This is a genomic window from Pseudomonas sp. KK4 (assembly GCF_001984065.1).
Classification (GTDB): domain Bacteria; phylum Pseudomonadota; class Gammaproteobacteria; order Pseudomonadales; family Pseudomonadaceae; genus Aquipseudomonas.
Genome location: NZ_LYVP01000005.1, coordinates 74,417 through 92,315, shown reverse-complemented (window position 1 = coordinate 92,315; position 17,899 = coordinate 74,417). Strand labels below are relative to the sequence as shown.

General features: G+C 59.4%; 19 protein-coding genes and 1 tRNA gene. 12 read left to right on the top strand and 8 right to left on the bottom strand.

Going from position 1 to position 17,899, the window contains the following annotated elements; all coding sequences use genetic code 11:
• Nucleotides 1–22: 22 nt before the first annotated feature.
• Entirely contained in the window at nucleotides 23–2,167 is a 2,145-nt protein-coding gene (locus B0W55_RS03515) for a 3-hydroxyacyl-CoA dehydrogenase NAD-binding domain-containing protein (protein ID WP_077044637.1), read from the top strand.
• A gap of 93 nt (nucleotides 2,168–2,260) precedes the next feature.
• Nucleotides 2,261–2,989, top strand: coding sequence for an amidotransferase (locus B0W55_RS03510; RefSeq protein WP_077044636.1), 729 nt, complete (start codon nucleotides 2,261–2,263; stop codon nucleotides 2,987–2,989).
• Nucleotides 2,990–3,074: 85 nt separating this feature from the next.
• On the opposite strand, the gene B0W55_RS03505 is transcribed toward B0W55_RS03510, so the two are convergent.
• The 3 genes from B0W55_RS03505 to B0W55_RS03495 form a co-directional block, all read right to left on the bottom strand.
• Nucleotides 3,075–4,046, bottom strand: a complete 972-nt coding sequence (locus B0W55_RS03505) for a magnesium and cobalt transport protein CorA (RefSeq protein ID WP_077044635.1) — start codon at nucleotides 4,044–4,046, stop codon at nucleotides 3,075–3,077.
• 159 nt (nucleotides 4,047–4,205) lie between these two features.
• Nucleotides 4,206–4,928 (bottom strand): 1-acyl-sn-glycerol-3-phosphate acyltransferase, encoded by a 723-nt coding sequence (locus tag B0W55_RS03500; RefSeq protein ID WP_077044634.1) that lies wholly within the window; start codon nucleotides 4,926–4,928, stop codon nucleotides 4,206–4,208.
• Nucleotides 4,929–5,142: 214 nt separating this feature from the next.
• On the bottom strand, nucleotides 5,143–5,832 hold the full coding sequence (locus B0W55_RS03495; protein ID WP_077044633.1) for a crotonase/enoyl-CoA hydratase family protein: 690 nt from the start codon (nucleotides 5,830–5,832) through the stop codon (nucleotides 5,143–5,145).
• A 306-nt stretch (nucleotides 5,833–6,138) separates the two neighbouring features.
• Between B0W55_RS03495 and B0W55_RS03490 the strand changes: the two genes are divergently transcribed.
• The 5 genes from B0W55_RS03490 to B0W55_RS03470 all read left to right on the top strand — a co-directional run bounded on the left by B0W55_RS03490 (nucleotide 6,139) and on the right by B0W55_RS03470 (nucleotide 8,357).
• Nucleotides 6,139–6,228 (top strand) — tRNA-Ser (locus B0W55_RS03490).
• A gap of 134 nt (nucleotides 6,229–6,362) precedes the next feature.
• Complete coding sequence (locus tag B0W55_RS03485) at nucleotides 6,363–6,683, top strand: YbjQ family protein (RefSeq protein ID WP_077044632.1); 321 nt, start codon at nucleotides 6,363–6,365, stop codon at nucleotides 6,681–6,683.
• A 147-nt stretch (nucleotides 6,684–6,830) separates the two neighbouring features.
• Nucleotides 6,831–7,019 carry a hypothetical protein gene (locus B0W55_RS03480; RefSeq protein ID WP_077044631.1) on the top strand — a complete coding sequence of 63 codons (189 nt, stop codon included), beginning with the start codon at nucleotides 6,831–6,833 and terminating at the stop codon, nucleotides 7,017–7,019.
• Nucleotides 7,020–7,348: 329 nt separating this feature from the next.
• Nucleotides 7,349–7,717 (top strand): bacteriocin, encoded by a 369-nt coding sequence (locus tag B0W55_RS03475; protein WP_077044630.1) that lies wholly within the window; start codon nucleotides 7,349–7,351, stop codon nucleotides 7,715–7,717.
• A gap of 331 nt (nucleotides 7,718–8,048) precedes the next feature.
• Entirely contained in the window at nucleotides 8,049–8,357 is a 309-nt protein-coding gene (locus tag B0W55_RS03470; RefSeq protein ID WP_077044629.1) for a hypothetical protein, read from the top strand.
• A gap of 48 nt (nucleotides 8,358–8,405) precedes the next feature.
• Here the strand turns inward: B0W55_RS03470 and B0W55_RS03465 are convergent, their stop codons facing one another.
• Nucleotides 8,406–9,389 carry an MDR family oxidoreductase gene (locus B0W55_RS03465; protein ID WP_077044628.1) on the bottom strand — a complete coding sequence of 328 codons (984 nt, stop codon included), beginning with the start codon at nucleotides 9,387–9,389 and terminating at the stop codon, nucleotides 8,406–8,408.
• Nucleotides 9,390–9,694: 305 nt separating this feature from the next.
• On the opposite strand from B0W55_RS03465, the gene greB reads away from it, so the two are divergent.
• Entirely contained in the window at nucleotides 9,695–10,171 is a 477-nt protein-coding gene (greB, locus tag B0W55_RS03460; protein WP_077044627.1) for a transcription elongation factor GreB, read from the top strand.
• Between the two features lie 61 nt (nucleotides 10,172–10,232).
• Here the strand turns inward: greB and B0W55_RS03455 are convergent, their stop codons facing one another.
• Both B0W55_RS03455 and B0W55_RS03450 read right to left on the bottom strand, forming a co-directional pair.
• Nucleotides 10,233–12,737: an ABC transporter permease gene (locus B0W55_RS03455; protein ID WP_077044626.1), complete on the bottom strand. Its 2,505-nt coding sequence runs from the start codon at nucleotides 12,735–12,737 to the stop codon at nucleotides 10,233–10,235.
• A complete protein-coding gene (locus B0W55_RS03450; protein WP_077044625.1) occupies nucleotides 12,737–13,420 on the bottom strand; it encodes an ABC transporter ATP-binding protein in 684 nt (227 codons plus the stop codon). Before B0W55_RS03450 ends, B0W55_RS03455 begins: the two co-directional genes overlap by 1 nt.
• 10 nt (nucleotides 13,421–13,430) lie before the next feature.
• Between B0W55_RS03450 and B0W55_RS03445 the strand changes: the two genes are divergently transcribed.
• The 3 genes from B0W55_RS03445 to B0W55_RS03435 all read left to right on the top strand — a co-directional run bounded on the left by B0W55_RS03445 (nucleotide 13,431) and on the right by B0W55_RS03435 (nucleotide 15,456).
• Entirely contained in the window at nucleotides 13,431–14,036 is a 606-nt protein-coding gene (locus tag B0W55_RS03445) for an arylesterase (RefSeq protein ID WP_077044624.1), read from the top strand.
• 56 nt (nucleotides 14,037–14,092) lie between these two features.
• Nucleotides 14,093–14,386 carry a hypothetical protein gene (locus B0W55_RS03440; RefSeq protein ID WP_077044623.1) on the top strand — a complete coding sequence of 98 codons (294 nt, stop codon included), beginning with the start codon at nucleotides 14,093–14,095 and terminating at the stop codon, nucleotides 14,384–14,386.
• Between the two features lie 98 nt (nucleotides 14,387–14,484).
• Nucleotides 14,485–15,456: a L,D-transpeptidase family protein gene (locus B0W55_RS03435; protein ID WP_077044622.1), complete on the top strand. Its 972-nt coding sequence runs from the start codon at nucleotides 14,485–14,487 to the stop codon at nucleotides 15,454–15,456.
• Nucleotides 15,457–15,533: 77 nt separating this feature from the next.
• Here the strand turns inward: B0W55_RS03435 and oprI are convergent, their stop codons facing one another.
• Nucleotides 15,534–15,785, bottom strand: coding sequence for an outer membrane lipoprotei OprI (gene oprI, locus B0W55_RS03430; RefSeq protein ID WP_003199355.1), 252 nt, complete (start codon nucleotides 15,783–15,785; stop codon nucleotides 15,534–15,536).
• 638 nt (nucleotides 15,786–16,423) lie between these two features.
• Between oprI and B0W55_RS03425 the strand changes: the two genes are divergently transcribed.
• Nucleotides 16,424–16,711, top strand: coding sequence for a GNAT family N-acetyltransferase (locus B0W55_RS03425; RefSeq protein WP_020800382.1), 288 nt, complete (start codon nucleotides 16,424–16,426; stop codon nucleotides 16,709–16,711).
• 81 nt (nucleotides 16,712–16,792) lie between these two features.
• Here the strand turns inward: B0W55_RS03425 and B0W55_RS03420 are convergent, their stop codons facing one another.
• Nucleotides 16,793–17,869, bottom strand: a complete 1,077-nt coding sequence (locus B0W55_RS03420; protein ID WP_077044621.1) for a 3-deoxy-7-phosphoheptulonate synthase — start codon at nucleotides 17,867–17,869, stop codon at nucleotides 16,793–16,795.
• Nucleotides 17,870–17,899: the final 30 nt, after the last annotated feature.

Sequence of the window (17,899 nt, the reverse complement as noted above, 5' to 3'; positions counted from 1 at the left end):
CCGGATTTCAAGGAACCTGTTTATGAGCCAAGCCATTCGTTACGAAAAGGGCCAGGACCGGATCGTCGTCCTGACCATCGACATGCCGGGCCAGAGCGCCAACACCATGAATGCGCTGTACCGCGACGCCATGGCCGAGTGCGTTGAGCGCCTGGTGGCGGAAAAGGACAGCATTGCCGGCGTTGTCATTACCTCGGGCAAGAAAACCTTCTTCGCCGGCGGTGACCTCAACGAATTGATCAAGGTCGGCAAACCTCAAGCCAAAGCCTTTTACGACATGGTGCTGGGCCTCAAGGGGCAGCTGCGCACCCTGGAAACCCTCGGCAAACCGGTGGTCGCGGCAATCAATGGCGCGGCCCTGGGGGGCGGTTGGGAAATCTGCCTGGCCTGCCATCATCGCGTGGCGCTGGATGATTCGTCTGTGCAGCTAGGCCTGCCGGAAGTGACCCTTGGCCTGCTGCCGGGGGGCGGCGGGGTGGTACGGATGGTGCGCATGCTCGGGCTGGAAAAGGCTTTGCCGTACGTGCTCGAGGGCAAAAAAATCCGTCCGCAACAGGCGCTGCAAGCGGGGTTGATCGATGAGCTGGCCGCGGATCGCGATGAACTGCTGGCCAAGGCCCGCGCCTGGATCAATGCCAATCCCACGGCGGTTCAGCGTTGGGACGTGAAGGGCTATCAGATCCCGGGCGGCACGCCGTCGAACCCGAAAGTCGCGCAGATGCTGGCCATTGCCCCGTCGATCCTGCGCAGCAAAACCCAGGGCTGCATGCCGGCGCCGGAGAAAATCCTCTGTGCCGCCGTGGAAGGCGCTCAGGTGGATTTCGACACGGCGCACCTGATCGAAACCCGCTACTTCACCGAATTGACCACCGGCCAGGTGTCGAAAAACCTGATCGGCACCTTTTGGTTCCAGCTCAACGAAATCAATGCCGGTGGTTCGCGACCACAGGGGATGGTGCCTTACGTCACTCAAAAAGTGGGCGTACTGGGTGCCGGGATGATGGGCGCCGGGATCGCGTTTGTCAGCGCATCGGCCGGTATCCAAGTCGTACTCAAGGACATCACCCTTGCTGCTGCCGAGAAGGGCAAGTTGCACTCCGCAGCCCTGCTGGACAAGAAAGTGGCGCGCGGGCAAATGAGCGCCGAGCAGCGCGAAACCGTGCTGGCGCGCATCCACAGCACCGACAGCGATGCCGACCTGGCCGGTTGCGATCTGATCATCGAAGCGGTGTTCGAGGATCGGGAGCTCAAGGCCAGGGTTTCCCTGGCTGCGCAACAGGTTGTCGGCGCGGATGCGGTGATCGCTTCCAACACCTCGACCCTGCCGATCAGCGGCCTGGCCACCGCGGTGCCGGATCCGAGCAAGTTCATCGGCCTGCATTTCTTCAGCCCCGTGGACAAAATGCCGCTGGTGGAAATCATCAAGGGCACCCACACCAGCGACGAGACCCTGGCTCGCGGCTTCGATTTCGTCCTGCAAATCAAGAAGACGCCGATTGTGGTCAACGACAGTCGAGGGTTCTTTACCTCGCGGGTGTTCGGCACGTTCACCAACGAAGGTATTGCGATGCTGGGTGAAGGCGTCAGCGCGGCGATGATCGAGACCGAGGCGCGCAAGGCGGGCATGCCCATCGGGCCCTTGGCAATCTCGGACGAAGTGTCTCTGAGCCTGATGAGCCATATCCGTCAGCAGACCGCCAAGGACCTTCAGGCCGAAGGCAAGCCGCTGGTCGAGCACCCGGCATTTGCGGTGATCGACCTGCTGCTCAACGAATACAAGCGCCCGGGCAAGGCGGCGGGAGGCGGTTTCTACGAGTATCCGGCGGGTGGCCAGAAGCACCTGTGGCCGGAACTGAAAACCCGCTTTGAACGGGCCGACGGGCAGATTTCAGCGAAGGACGTGCGCGATCGCTTGCTGTTTGTGCAAGCCATCGAAACCGTGCGCTGCGTAGAGGAGGGGGTGCTGACGTCGACCGCCGATGCCAACGTCGGCTCGATCTTCGGCATCGGTTTCGCCGCCTGGACCGGCGGCGCCCTGCAATTCATCAATCAATACGGGGTCAAGGATTTCGTCGCCCGCGCCCAGTACCTGGCCGGGCAGTATGGTGAGCGCTTCGCGCCGCCAGCCCTGCTGCTGGAAAAAGCCGCCTCCGGCGAGACGTTTTAGGGACCGCTGACACACCGTGGGGCTTGCCTTGTCGCAGTGTTCGAGGCAGGCTCTGGGGTGTGCATTATTCCCTTCACGTGTCAGGTATTTTTTATGTCGTTACGCATCTGCATTCTGGAAACCGACAACCTGCGTCCGGAATTGGTCGACCAATATCAGGGCTACGGGCAGATGTTCAAGCGCCTGTTTTCGCAGCAACCCATTGCCGCTGAATTCACCATCTACAACGTCGTCCAGGGCGACTATCCCAGCGACGACCTGACCTTCGACGCCTACCTGGTCACCGGCAGCAAGGCCGATTCCTTCGGGACCGACCCGTGGATCCAGACCCTCAAGGCGTATTTGCTCAAGCGCTACGAGCGCGGCGACAAACTGCTGGGCGTGTGCTTCGGCCATCAGTTGCTGGCGTTGTTGCTCGGCGGCAAGAGCGAACGCGCGCCCCAGGGCTGGGGTGTCGGCACCCACAATTACAAGCTGGCCGCCAAGGCACCGTGGATGAGCCCGGTGCGCGAAGAACTGACGCTGTTGATCAGCCACCAGGACCAGGTGACATCACTGCCGGAAAACGCCACGGTCATCGCCTCCAGCGATTTCTGCCCGTTCGCCGCGTACCACATCAACGATCAGGTGCTGTGCTTCCAGGGGCATCCGGAGTTCATTCATGACTACTCCCGGGCATTGCTGGATATTCGTCAGCAGGTGTTGGGTGAGCAGATTTATTCGAAAGGGATTGCCAGCCTGGACAGTGAGCACCACGGCACTACGGTGGCGGAGTGGATGATGCGGTTTGTGGCGCACAAGCCGGACGTTCAGGCGGTTTAAAATCAGACGCTTCGCGGGCAAGCTCCTACGGGAAACACAGTCACCTGTAGGAGCGAGGCTTGCCCGCGAAGGTGTTGATCTTCGGTTACAACCAGCCCGATCGCTTGAAGCTTGCCCACAACCCCACACACCCCACCGTAATGAACCCCAGCACGGCGAAATACCCGTAATGCCAGCTCAGCTCTGGCATGTTCTGGAAATTCATCCCGTAAATCCCCGCCACCGCCGTCGGAAACGCCAGGATCGCCGCCCATGCGGCAAACTTGCGCTGCACCACACTCTGGCGCGAGGCTTCCAGCAACACCCCGACTTCGATGGTCTGGCTGGCAATGTCCGCCAGGGTCGTCAAATCTTCCAGTTGCCGTGTGACATGAATCTGTACGTCACGGAAGTACGGGCGCATGTTCTTGTCGATGAACGGAAAGCTCAGCTTCTGCAGTTCTTCGCCAATTTCTACCATTGGCGCGGCGTAACGGCGCAGACGCAACACGTCGCGACGCAGGGCGTGAAGGTTCTGGATATCGCGCTCGTTCAGCGAGCTGCACATGACATTGCGTTCGAGCTCATCAATCTCGGCATGGATCGCTTCGCCCATGGGCTGGTAGTTTTCGATCACGAAATCGAGGATGGCATAGAGGACGAAATCTTCCCCGTGCTCCAGCAGTAGCGGACGTTGCTCACAGCGCTGTCGGACATAGGCGTAGGACGCCGAATGACCGTTGCGCGCAGTAATGATGTAGCCGTTGCCGGCAAAAATATGGGTTTCGATGAACTTGAGCTTGCCGTCTTCCCGAATGGGGGAATAGGTGACGATGAACAGCGCATCGCCGAAGGTTTCAAGTTTGGGGCGGCTGTGTTTTTCCAGCGCGTCTTCAATGGCCAGCTCGTGCAGATTGAACTGGCGCTGCAGGTTGTAGAGTTCCTCGGCGTTAGGTTCTTCCAGACCGATCCAGACAAAGTGCCCGGGCTTTGCAGCCCAGGCCGCGCCTTCGTCGAGTGTGATATTGGTGATCTTCTTACCAGCGCTGTAAACCGCAGCAGCAACAACTCTACCCATGATGGTGGTTCGCTTCTTATTGGCAGGTGTTCGTTAACAAAGAGGGGGCAGGCAGTGTGTAGCTTAGCCTCGTCTGCTGTTTGAGAGTCGGCAGAATTTGCATAGTTCGCCGGAAAAAGACGTGGGCAAAAGAAAACCCGCACGGGGCGGGTTTCATGGTCAGGCGGCTTGCAGTTGCCGGTCCATCGACTCGATGCATTCGCGCATCTGCTGCTGGCACTGGGCGATCAGCAAAGGCATGTCATCCAGACTCATGCCGGCAGTCGGTATGGCAGGCAGCGAACGGATGAGAATTTTCCCACTGCGCCAGCGGTTCAATCGCATGTGCTTGACGTAACTGCTGACGCACACCGGCACGATCGGCACCCCGGCCGCGATGGCCATCTGGAACGCGCCTTTTTTGAACGGCAACAATTCTTCACCCAGGTTGCGCGTGCCCTCGGGGAAGACCCAGATCGAAGTGTCCTGGTTCTGAAGGGTATCGGTGGTGGTCAGCATCGATTGGCGCGCCTTCTGCGCATTGCCGCGATCGATCAACACATTGCCGGCCAGCCAGAACAACTGACCGAACAACGGTACCCATTTAAGGCTTTTCTTGCCGATGCACACGGTACGGCGTGGGACCACGTTACCGAATACAAACAAATCGTAGTTGGATTGGTGGTTGGCAATGATCACGCAACTGTCAGGTTTATCCATCAATGGTCCGACGTCGGCTTTGACCCGCAACCGCAGAATGCACATTGCCGGCCAGGCATACAGACGGGCGCACAGGCGACTGTTATCCGGATTGAACGGGCGGCACAGGCCGAGCAGCACGCCCAGCACACCCGCCACAATAAAGTGCAGGCCCATCAATGACATACGTAAAGCAAACAGCATTTGCAGGCCCCACCGGGACAAAAGGTGGCGCAGTGTACGGATGTGCACTGTTTTCAGCAATTGTCACTAAACAGGCGGGAGATAGCCGATGTTTAAGCATATGTTTCCGACTGAGGGGTCAGACGCGTTCTAGAGCGGTTGCGGAGTTTTCCACAGGGTGCGTATGAAAAAGCCCGACACGACGGTCGGGCTTTTCATGTTCCGGATCCGGGGCTCAGCCCATGTGCTCCTGATCCAGAATGATTGCGTGGTCCAGGGTGTCCAGCAGCGCTTTGCGGACTTTCAACTTGGTGTTCTTGTGGGCGGTCATGTTGATCTTCTTCAACTGACGCGCCGCCGCCAGTGCCGCGCCTTGCAGCTCTTGGGCCGACACCACCTGGTCGAGGAAGCCGGCCTCCACGGCACTCTTGGGGTTGAACATCTCACCGTTGATCACCGAACGGTGAAACGCCGACTTGGCCAGGCGATCGCGGGCCAGTTCGATACCGGCGTGGTGCATGGTCATGCCGATCTGCACCTCGTTCAGGCCAATGCTGAACGCGCCGTCGACACCGATGCGATAGTCCGCCGAAAGCAGCAGGAACGCGCCCTTGGCCACCGCATGGCCCGGGCAAGCGACAATCACCGGGAAAGGATGCGACAGCAGGCGACGGGCCAGCGTCGAGCCGGAGGTGACAAGGGCAACGGCCTCCTTGGGGCCGGAGGTCATCACCTTCAGGTCGTAACCACCGGAGAGAATCCCTGGTTGACCGGTGATGATCACCACCGCACGGTCGGCCACGGCCTGGTCCAGTGCGGCGTTGAAGGCGGCAATCACATCTGGAGAGATGGCGTTGACCTTGCCATTGCACAGGGTCAGGGTCGCGATACCGTCTTCGAGGTGGTAGGCAATCAACTCACTCATGACGCTATTCCTTTCAATAAAGATGGGCAGACGTTACCCACCGCCATCGGCCAGGTAAAGCGCCATGACTGACCCGACAGTCACCCTTTCCCCACCCGCAAAGCGTGGCCGGCCACGCCGACGGTGCCTTGGCCTCTGTATAGATGTGGACGTTGAACCAGAGATTGGCCGGTTTGCCATCGCCTGACCCACAGGAAACGACTAATTGCCTTAAGCGCATGAAAATTCTGAAAAAATGTTTGCCAATAGAAAAGCTTTCGACTACATTAGCGCGCCTCGACAGACAGAACATGTTTGAAGAGATACGGTGAAGTGTCCGAGTGGCTTAAGGAGCACGCCTGGAAAGTGTGTATACAGGAAACTGTATCGAGAGTTCGAATCTCTCCTTCACCGCCACATTCGATGTAAACAGAACCCCTGGTTTCGGAAGAAGCCAGGGGTTTTGTGTTTTCTGGTGGTTTATTTTTGACAGGGCAATGCACGGCGGCGTTCGAAGCGCCGGCTCACTTTCTCGGCAATAAGGAAAACCAATGATCATCACCACGACCCAAGCTGTCGAAGGGCGGCAGATCACTGCTTACCTGGACATCGTCAGCGCCGAATCGGTACAGGGCGTCAACGTCATCCGCGACCTGTTCGCCGGCATGCGGGATTTCTTCGGTGGTCGGTCGCAGACGCTTGAACGAGCCTTGAAGGAGGCGCGGGTCCAGGCCACGGATGAAATAAAGGAGCGGGCGAGGGCGTTGCAGGCCGATGCAGTGGTGGGGCTAGATTTCGAGATCAGCATGCCGGCGGGCAAGGGTGGAATGGTTGTGGTCTTTGTGACAGGAACGGCCGTAAAGTTGCGATGATGGGTGAAGGGCCATTCGTCGGCGGTACGGGAATCTGAATTACAAGTCCAGTCGTGACCGGCTAGTCTGAAAGTCCTTGGTGGTCGATATAGTTCGGGCAAATGGGCTTGCCGGTGTCGATCCCGCTTTTGATGAAGGGGTGAAGAGATGGCTGATCCGTACATCGAAGACGACGGTGCAGAGTTTCCGATCAACAATTTCGTGCAGTGTGGGCAGACTGCGTACGTGGCCGGTTTCGGTGAAGACCAGACTGAAGTTCACAAGATCAAGAGCAAGGCGGGGCGCGTGCTGAAAGGAAAGTTTCTCCCCAAAGTGGCGGCTCCGGTCAGGAAATAAACACAGTTGCATCCCTGAACCCCGTCAGTGAACGGGGTTTTTTGTGCCTGTTCAGTCGGTGCAGGTGCAATGTATGAACGAATGTTTAAGCGGGATTTTTTTCACAAAGTTTTCACGAGCAGCTACGTAGGCTCAACTCATCCGTTAGAAGCAACACCCTGCCCGTTCCCCAGCGGGCTTTTTTTTGCCTGTCATAAAACCTTTTCCATAAATGCTGTCCAACCGTCGCCAATGACGAGGTTGTGTGCGCGCATGTCTGGACTTTGTTTCCTCTAAAGCTTTCAATCTCGGCCCTTCTGATCTTCATCTTATTTTTTGAGGTTTTTGTCATGCGTTTCACACTGCCTGCTTTGGTTCTGGGTCTTCTGGTCGCTCAAGGTGCAATGGCTGGCGACGGCACTGCTGCCGTGGGTGGCGGTTTGGGTGGCGCGCTGGGTAACGTTGTGGGCCAGAGCATGGGCGGCAGCACCGGTGCAGCGATCGGTGCAGGTGTGGCCGGTGCAGCAGGCAGTGCCGTCGCCGCCAAGAAGGGCCACCGTACCAGCGCTGCAATCGGTGGTGGCGTGGGCGCCGCTGGTGGTTCGGTGATCGGTAACAGCCTGGGTGGCAAGACCGGTTCCACCATCGGTGCTGGCCTGGGCGGTGCATTGGGCGGCGGCGTAGGCAACAACCTGGCCAAAGGTCACAAGCGTCACTGATCCTGTGGGGTCTGCTGATCGGTGACAGAAAATGCCCGTATCGCAAGATACGGGCATTTTTCATTTGAGACGCAGCCATGATCAAGGCCGCTGGGGTTTGAAGCGGTCTGATTGTGCGAGTGTTTTTTGTTGTGCGTCATTCTTGACACTGTCCGGTCAGCTTCTCTAGGATGCTGCTCATGCGCCGATTTAAACAGCTACTTGCGGGGCGCCAGGTGACTCATTCAGTCGCCGACAGAAGCCAGAGTCGGGCTTCGAAATACCGCTAAAGCGCTGGTTCGGTGTTGCCTCTCACCTGCCATGCAGACTTTTGAGGCAGAGACACGACACGATGAATGCACTAAGCCCCGTTGTACGTCCCGCGCCGATCACGGCACATCTGACCCAGCGCAATCCAAAAATCCTGCTTGGCGGCAACCATCAGCCGACGCTCCTGCGTTATCTGGACGGCTGGCCACGTCGCACGGGTGGTCCGGCAGCCTTCCTGATTCAGTTTGTCGAAGACGGCGAATCCCTGGCCCGATTTGCCAGCGACAGTTTTGATCTGGCAGTGATTCAGTCCCCCAGCGCCGAAGACGCGCCTGAGGTCATCAGGCAGCTGACCCGTGTCGCTCGCCAAGGGCTGATTACCCGGCGCTGAGGAACAGGGCACAAGAGCTGCTCTGTGCCCTGACACCTGCGTCGCGGATCAACTATTTACGTTAACCACCACCCGCCCACGCACCTCTCCGGCCAACAGCCGTTGCGCAGTTTGCACGACTTCGCTCAACTCGATTTCCCGGGTGATGTCATTGAGGATGGACAGATCGAGGTCCCGGGCCAGGCGATCCCAGGCGTTCAGTCGGTCGGTGCGAGGGCGCATCACGCTGTCGATTCCCACCAGTGTCACACCGCGCAAAATGAAAGGGGCAACACTGGCAGGAAAATCCATGCCCTGAGCAAGGCCGCAGGCGGCGACCGTCCCCCCGTATTGAGTGCTTGCGCAGACATTGGCCAGGGTGTGACTGCCCACCGAGTCGATGGCACCTGCCCAGCGCTCCTTGGCCAGCGGGCGGCCGGGCTCACTGAATTGGGCGCGATCAATGATTTCTGATGCGCCGAGTTTTTTCAGGTAGTCCGTTTCTTCGATGCGCCCGGTAGAGGCCACCACGGTGTAGCCCAGGCCGGCGAGCAGGGCGATGGAAAAACTGCCAACCCCGCCATTGGCACCTGTGACCAGTATTTCACCCTTGTCCGGCGTGACGCCATTGCGCTCCAGGGCCAACACCGAGAGCATCGCGGTATAACCGGCGGTGCCGATGGCCATGGCTTGCTGCGCGGTGAAGCCTTTGGGCAAGGGAATCAGCCAGTTGCCATCCACGCGAGCCATCTGCGACAGACCGCCCCAATGGGCTTCACCCACACCCCATCCATTGAGCAACACGGCGTCGCCGACGTTGAAGTCAGGATGGCTGCTGTGCTCCACGGTGCCTGCAAAGTCGATCCCCGGCACCATTGGAAACTTGCGCACCACCGGTCCTTTGCCCGTTATGGCCAGGGCATCTTTATAGTTGAGGGTGCTGCAGGCCACGCGCACGGTGACGTCGCCGGGTGGGAGCTGTGATTCGTCGAGGCGGGTGATGTGCGTGCGGTTACCGGTGTCGTCTTTTTCAATCAGGATGGCACTGAACATCGCTGTTTCCTCTATTAGACTGATCGTCTTAAAATAAACAAAAAATTTTTATCAGGCAGGCTCTGGTTGGATCTTGATATTAGACCGAGTGTCTCAAGTGTCAAGTCGTTTGGTTGGATCACGTCAGGAGGCTGCGTTGCCACGCCAACGTTTCCTGCGTATAAACGGCGCGTTTGCATTGGCGGGCAGCGATCGTCAGCGGGCTGCGAAAGGCGTCTTCAGTGCAAACGCCATCTCGAACGTTGCTTCGATCCGGAGCAATTGATGTATCGTCAGCCGGGGTCATTGTCAGTGAGCATTCTGTCTTGAGTACGAACATCATCACAAAGGAAGGTCATGACGCTCTGAAGCAAGAGCTCGACTATCTATGGCGAGAGAAACGCCCGGACACCACGCGCAAAGTGACCTGGGCGGCATCCTTGGGTGATCGCAGTGAAAATGCCGACTATCAGTACAACAAGAAGCTGCTGCGGGAAATCGACCGGCGGGTTCGCTACCTGCGCAAACGTCTTGAGGATGTACGAGTCGTCGTCTATTCGCCCGAGCAGGAAGGCAAAGTCTTTTTTGGGGCCTGGGTCGAGATTGAGAACGAATCCGGCGAAATCAAGAAGTTCAGAATCGTGGGTTACGACGAAATCTACGGTCGCAATGACTATATCTCCATCGATTCGCCCATGGCTCGCGCGCTGTTGAAAAAGGAAGTGGGCGACGAGGCCCTCGTCCAGACCCCGAACGGGGAGGTGTTGTGGTGGATCAACGAAATACTGTACGAAAAAAAGTAGTTTTTTTGGACCGCGGCCATCCGCGCCTCACCTCCATGGGATTGGCGCGGATGATGAGCGTTCAGCCTTCTCGCAGAACGGTCAGAGGGCTCGCGTTCAGCGCTCGACGAGTGCCGAATACACCTGCCCCCCCAATCAGCACAGCACCGATCAGTGGCAGCACCAACAGCCATGGATGCGGATGCCAGGGCAGATCGAACGCGTAACGGTAGAGCACCAGGCTCACAACTTCCGAGCCCAGCGCCGCCAGCAAACCGCTGACTGCGCCCAGCAATCCAAACTCGATCCGCCGCGCCTTGACCAGCAATTGCCGCTCCGCGCCCAGCGCCCGCAACAGCGCGCCCTGGCGAATGCGCTCATCGAGTGTCGCCTGCAAACCGGAAAACAGCACCGCCATTCCCGCCGCCAGGACAAACAACAGCACATACTCCACCGCCAGGGTGACCTGGGCGAGGATGCTGCGCAGTTGTGCCAGCAAGGCTTCGACTTGCAGGATGGTCACCGCGGGGAAGCTGCGAGACAGTTCGACGATCTGTTGATCATGACCCGCCGCCAGATAGAAGCTGGTCAGGTAAGTCGCCGGAAGATCCTTCAGGGTGCCGGGCTGGAAGATCATGAAGAAGTTGGGTTGAAAATTGTCCCAGTTGATCTCGCGCAGGCTGGTGACCCTGGCTTCGCGATTGGCCCCGCCGACGGTAAACACCAGGTGATCGCCGAGTTTGAGTTTCAGGCTCTCTGCAACCTTGCCTTCCACCGACACGCCGGGAATCTCATCGGACGGCTGCGCGGACCACCATTGGCCGGCAGTGATTTTATTGCCTGCCGGCAGGTCCGCTGCCCATGTCAGGCTCAAGTCACGCTGGATCGCCCGGTCACCGGCCGAATCCTTGCTGACGATCTGCTGCACCGGTTCGCCATTGATGCTGATCAGTCGGCCCGGCACCACCGGGTATAGCGGCGCCGATTGCGCCGAGAGCGAGATCAGGCGATCGGTAAAGGCCTGTTTGTCCGCTGGCAGGATGTTCAGGGCGAAATAGTTCGGGGCGTTTTTCGGCAACTGGTTTTGCCAGGTGTCCAGCAACTCGCCGCGCAACAGCGCGATCAGCGCCATGGACAAAAGGATCAGACCGAATGCCAGGGATTGTCCGGCGGCCGCCAGTGGATGCCGCAGCAGTTGACCCAAGCCCAGGCGCCACGGCAGGGGAGCACGGGCCAGCATGCGGCGCAGGCTTTTCAGTAACAACAGAAGCAAGCCACCCAGTACCAGCGCCGCGACCACGCCACCGCCGAGCAATGCGAACGTCAGTACCAGGTCCAGGCTCAAGCGCCACATGATCAGCCCAAGGGCGGCCAGCGCTGCGCCGTAGACCATCCAGGTGCTGGAGGGAATCGGCAACATGTCCCGACGCAAGACCCGCAGAGGCGGCACCCGACCCAATGCCGCCAGGGGGGGAAGGGCAAAACCGGCCAAGGCCACCAACCCGGTGCCGATGCCGGCGATGGCCGGGAACAGGCCACCTGGCGGCACGTCGCTGGGCAGCAAATCATGCAGCAAGGCGAACAACCCCAGTTGCGCCAGCCAGCCGACTACAGCCCCGCTGATACTGGCCAGCAGGCCTAGCACCGCCAATTGCAGGGTGAACAGCACCATGGTTTCCCGGCGCGACAAGCCAAGGCAGCGCAACAGCGCGCTGGCATCGAAGCGGCGCGTGGCAAAACGCGTCGCCGACAGGGCCACGGCCACACCGGCCAGCAACACCGCCACCAGGCTCGCCATGTTCAGATAGCGCTCAGCCTTGCCCAAGGCGCCGCCAATCTGGCGGTTGCCGTCGCGGGCATCCTGGATGCGTTGGTTGGCCTCAAGGCCTGGCTTGATCAACTGGCGATAGGTTTCCAGGGCCGATGCATTGCCGCGCCAGAGCTCGCGGTAACTGACCCGGCTGCCGGGTTGCACGACACCCGTGGCGGCAAGGTCGTCGAGATTGATGAGGACCCGTGGCGTCAGGCTGTAGAAGTTGCCGGCGCGGTCGGGTTCGTAAGTCAGCACCCGCGCCAGGGTCAGCGTCTTCATGCCGACGTCGATACTGTCGCCAATCTTCAGGTCGAGGGCGGTCAGCAGGCGGGCTTCGACCCAGGCTTCGCCGGGCTTGGGTCCGCCACCGGCCGTCTCCGGTGCGAAGGGGGCGGGCGCGCTTTTCAGTTCGCCGCGCAATGGGTAGGCGCTGTCGGCGGCCTTGATGCTGGACAACTGGATGCCATTGTCGGTGGCGATGACACTGGAAAACTCCACTATCTGCGCGTGTTCGAGGCCCAGTTCGGTGCCACTTTTTATCTGCTCGGGGCGGGCCGGCGAACTGCCTTCGAGCAGCAGGTCGGCGCCCAGGAACTCGGTGGCGCGCAGCATCATGGCGCCATTCAGGCGGGCGCCGAAGTAACCGATGGCGGTACTCGCCGCCACAGCCACCAGCACGGCGAAGAACAACACGCGCAATTCACCGGCGCGGGCGTCGCGCAGCAATTGGCGGATGGCGAGACTGAACAGGCGCAACAGCGGCAGGCGTGCCATCAAGGCTCCAGAGGGGCGACCAACAGGCCGGCTTCAAGACGGATCAGGCGCCGGCAGCGATGCGCCAGGCGTTCATCGTGGGTCACCAGCACCAGGGTCGTGCCGCGCTCCTTGTTCAGTTCGAACAGCAGATCGCTGATGCGCTCGCCGGTGTGGCTGTCGAGGTTGCCGGTCGGTTCATCGGCGAACAGCACATCGGGTTCGGCGGCGAACGCCCGGGCAATGGCCACACGCTGCTGTTCACCACCGGAGAGCTGGCGCGGCGAGTGGGTCAGGCGTTGGCCGAGGCCAACCCGTTGCAACAGCTCGGTGGCGCGTTCACGGGCGTCCTTGCGACCGTCGAGCTCCAGGGGCAGCATGACGTTTTCCAGGGCATTGAGGCTGTCGAGCAGCTGAAACGATTGAAAGACGAAACCCACATGCTCGGCGCGGATGCGCGCTCGCTGGTCCTCGTCAAGCTTGCTCAGGCTCTGGCCGGCAAGGATGACTTCACCGCTGCTCGGCAGGTCGAGGCCGGCGAGCAGGCCCAGGAGGGTGGATTTGCCGGAACCCGAGGCGCCGACGATGGCCAGGCTGTCGCCCTTGTTCAGTTCCAGGCTGAGTTCGTGCAGGATGGTCAGTTCACCTTCCGTGCTGGGAACCACTTTGCTAAGGTTCTTCGCGGTGAGAATGCTTGCGCCCATGGAGAATCCGATGCGTGTGTGGTTTTTGAGTGCTGGCCTGGCCTTGATGTGCATGGCCCAGAACGCAGCGGCGGGTACCGTCCTGATCGTTGGCGATAGTATCAGCGCCGGTTTCGGACTGGATACCCGGCTGGGGTGGGTGTCGTTGCTCGAGCAACGGCTCAAGCGCGAAGGTTTTGACGATAAAGTGGTCAACGCTTCCATCAGTGGCGACACCAGTGCCGGAGGCCAGGCGCGGCTGCCGGCGCTGCTTGCAGAGCATAAGCCGGAGCTGGTCATCCTTGAGCTGGGTGGCAACGACGGGCTGCGCGGCTTGCTGCCGACGCAATTGCAACAGAATCTTTCTTCAATGATCGACAGTTCCCGTGCCAGTGGCGCCAAGGTGCTGTTGCTCGGCATGCAACTGCCACCCAATTATGGTGTGCGTTACACCAAGGCGTTCGCCGAGGTGTTCAGCCATGTGGCCAGCGAGAAAAACATCCCGCTGGTGCCGTTTTTCCTCGACGGCGTGGGTGGTCATCCCGACCTGATGCAGGCCGATGGCATACACCCGGCGGCCGGGGCCCAGAACAAGTTGCTGGAAAATGTCTGGCCAACCTTGAAACCGCTGTTATGACACTTTTCCAGACGCGTGCTTTCGGCTAATGTGGCGCCCCCGATTTGGAGCCCCCGATGCCGCGTCCCGCCTGGTCACTCTTTTCCTACCAACTGATCGAGCCTGACGAACAGCTGGATCTGTTCGCCTGCCAGGAAGTGCGGGTTCATCTGGTGACCCGCCAGCTGGAGCTGGGTGGTTCTGCGGACCGGACTTTGTGTGGCAGCCTGTTGCCGGCGCAGCCGCGCTGGTCGAGCGTGGACCGGCGAGTGTTCCAGGACCATCGCCTGTGTTCGCTGTGCCGAGCCATTCTGGAATCGCAAAAGCGGGGTACTTCGCCGATCTGGCCGGAGCTGCGGTTCGAGCTCTGACGCCTCGATAGCAAGCTATCGGCGCGCTCCCCGAAATAACGGGCGGCGGTGTACAATCGCGTTCTTATACTCTGTTGATCATGCGAAGGACTTTCCGGATGTTGCCGCGCTTTCCTGCCGTCACCCGCTGCCTGACACTTGCCGCCCTCTGTGTAGCAGGTCCCGTTGCAGCATTGGAGCTGCCCCTGCCACCGCCTGGTGAAGACATCGTCGGCCAGGTGCAAGTGATCAAGGCCAAGTACGAAGATACCTTCGCTGACCTTGGCACCACCTACGATCTGGGCTACTCCGAAATGGTCGCGGCCAACCCGGGCGTCGATGCCTGGTTGCCCGGCGCCGGTACCGAGATCGTGCTGCCGACGCGTTTCATCCTGCCGCCGGGCCCGCGTGAAGGCATCGTCATCAACCTGGCCGAGTACCGCCTCTACTACTACCCCAAAGGCAAGAACGTGGTGTACACCTTCCCGCTGGGTATCGGTCGCGAAGGCTGGGGCTCGCCAATTGCCCACACCACCATCACCGGTAAAGTGCCGAACCCGACCTGGACACCGCCCGCCTCGATCAAGGCCGAGCACGCCGCTGATGGCGATCCATTGCCCAACGTAGTGCCGGCAGGTCCGGATAACCCGCTGGGGCCGTTCAAGTTCACCCTGGGCACACCGGGCTACCTGATTCACGGTTCGAACAAGAAGTTCGGCATCGGCATGCGCACCAGCCACGGTTGCTTCCGCATGTTCAACAACAACGTGCTGGAAATGGCCAGCATGGTGCCGGTCGGCACTTCGGTGCGTATCATCAACGACCCTTACAAGTTCGGCGTGAGTGGCGGCAAGGTCTACCTGGAGGCGCACACGCCACTGGACGACAACGGCAACCCATCGGTGGTCGACAAGCACACGGCGGTGATCAACGCGATGCTCAAGCGTGAAGACATCACCAACAACCTGCGCATGAACTGGGATGTGGTGCGTGACGTGGTCGCTGCAGAAGACGGCCTGCCAGTGGAAATCGCGGTACCCAATTCCACCGCTCCGATGGTGTCGAGTGCGCCGATCGACCCAATGCAGTAACCCGTTGAAAAAAAACACAGGGCAATAAAAAAGCCGACCCAAGAATGGGTCGGCTTGATAACAATCCCGAGGGATTATTACTTGCGGCTAGCTTTGTCCAGCATACGCAGAGCGCGCTCGTTAGCTTCGTCAGCAGTCTGTTGTGCTTTTTGAGCAGCAGCCAGAGCTTCATCAGCTTTACGGTATGCTTCGTCTGCACGAGCCTGGGAGCGAGCAGCTGCGTCTTCAGTAGCAGTCAGACGTGCTTCGGTTTCTTTCGATGCGCTGCTGCAACCGGTAGCCAGAACTGCGGCCAGAGCCAGAGCAGAGAATTTCAGAACGTTGTTCATCGTGTTCCCCTTCAAGGACTTTCTATTAAGTGGCTTTCTCCTCCGATTGAGGAAATAGCCGGCGTACATACTACCCATTACTTGTCGTAAGTAAACTGACGTAAAGCAAGAAGCAAAAAAAATTGTAGGCGTTGATTCTTTTTCGAGCAACTTTTAACTGAGGTGATTAAAAAATATCCAGCTGCGAGGCCCGAGATGAGCGAGTTGGCACGGAAAAGTTCCCCACGCAAACAGCTGTTTTTCAGGTGTTGGCTAAAGTGTGTCTAGATGGTTTCGTCTACACTTTTGTTCGGATTTTGCGCGTCGCCTCTCATATCTTTCTCCATGTTCTGGTGACTTTAAACACGGGCGCTCGTCTTAAATCCCAACATCCGGCAATGTTCGGGCGATCGACCTCAGGGGGACCTCTGGTCGAGCCATTCCTGCGTAACCCGGAGCTGCACTGGCCAACCGGCATGATGACGAGCGCATCTTGAGCATTTCTGCCAATGATGCCTACTATTTGTACGTGCTCGGTTGCGCGAGATCGGTGCAGTTCTTCTCGGTGTCCATTCAGGCACGGGGTGGCGTAGATGTTCCTTCGCCGGAAAAACATCGGTAAGGTAGGGGTCGGAATTCAAGACCCGCGAGGAGTAGTGATGAGCGAGGCGTTGTCCATCCACCATGACCAGGCTGGTCATCAGTTCGAGACCAATGTGGACGGTCATCGTGCCTACCTGACTTATATGGATCTGGGGAAACAGACCCTGGATATCTACCGCACGTTCGTGCCTAACGCATTGCGCGGTCGAGGCATTGCTGCCGCACTGACCGAGCAGGCGCTGCAATACGCCGAGGAAATGGGCTACACGGTCATTCCATCGTGCTCCTATGTCGAGCGCTACATGGAGCGTCACCAGCGGCATGCGGCCAAGCTGAGCCAGTGACCTTCAGTAAAACGGACACATAAAAAAACGCCGGGATCAACCCGGCGTTTTTTTGCCTGCGTTTTTTGCGTCAGGCGACGATCAGGTGCGCTCGCGCTTGGGCAGAACGTCCTTGAGCTTGGCATGCATGCTGCGCAAGGTGGTCTCGGTGGCGGTCCAGTCGATGCAGGCATCGGTGATCGACACGCCGTATTGCAGGTCGGCGAGGTCTTTCGGGATCGCCTGGCAGCCCCAGTTCAGGTGGCTTTCGACCATCAGGCCGATGATCGACTGGTTGCCTTCCAGGATCTGGTTGGCGACGTTTTCCATCACCAGCGGCTGCAGGGCCGGGTCCTTGTTGGAGTTGGCGTGGCTGCAATCGACCATGATGTTCGGTTTGATCTTCGCTTTGTTCAGGGCCTGCTCGCACAGCGCGACGCTGACCGAATCGTAGTTCGGCTTGCCGTTGCCGCCGCGCAGTACCACGTGGCCGTAGGCGTTGCCCTTGGTGGTCACGATCGATACGCCACCTTCCTGGTTGATCCCCAGGAAGCGGTGCGGGCTGGAAACCGATTGCAGGGCGTTGATGGCCACGGTCAGGCCGCCGTCGGTGCCGTTCTTGAAACCCACGGCCGAGGACAGGCCCGAAGCCATTTCCCGGTGGGTCTGGGATTCGGTGGTGCGCGCGCCGATGGCCGACCAGCTGATCAGGTCCTGCAGATACTGCGGGGAGATCGGGTCGAGGGCTTCAGTGGCGGTGGGCAGGCCCATTTCGGCCAGGTCCAGCAGCAACTGACGACCGATGTGCAGGCCATCCTGGATCTTGAACGAGTCGTCCAGGTACGGATCGTTGATCAGGCCTTTCCAGCCGACCGTGGTGCGTGGCTTCTCGAAATACACGCGCATCACCAGATACAAGGTATCGGACACTTCTGCGGCGAGCACCTTCAGGCGTTCGGCGTATTCGTGGGCGGCCTTGATGTCGTGGATCGAGCAAGGCCCGATGACCACGAACAGACGGTGGTCGGTGCCATCAAGAATGTTGCGAATGACTTCGCGACCCTTGGTGACGGTGCGCAGGGCGGCATCGCTCAGCGGGATGTCACGCTTGAGCTGATCGGGGGTGATCAGCGTCTCGTTGGAAGCGACGTTTAGGTCGTTGATCGGTAAATCAGCCATCGTTTACTCGTCAGGTCACGGGTGCCGGCC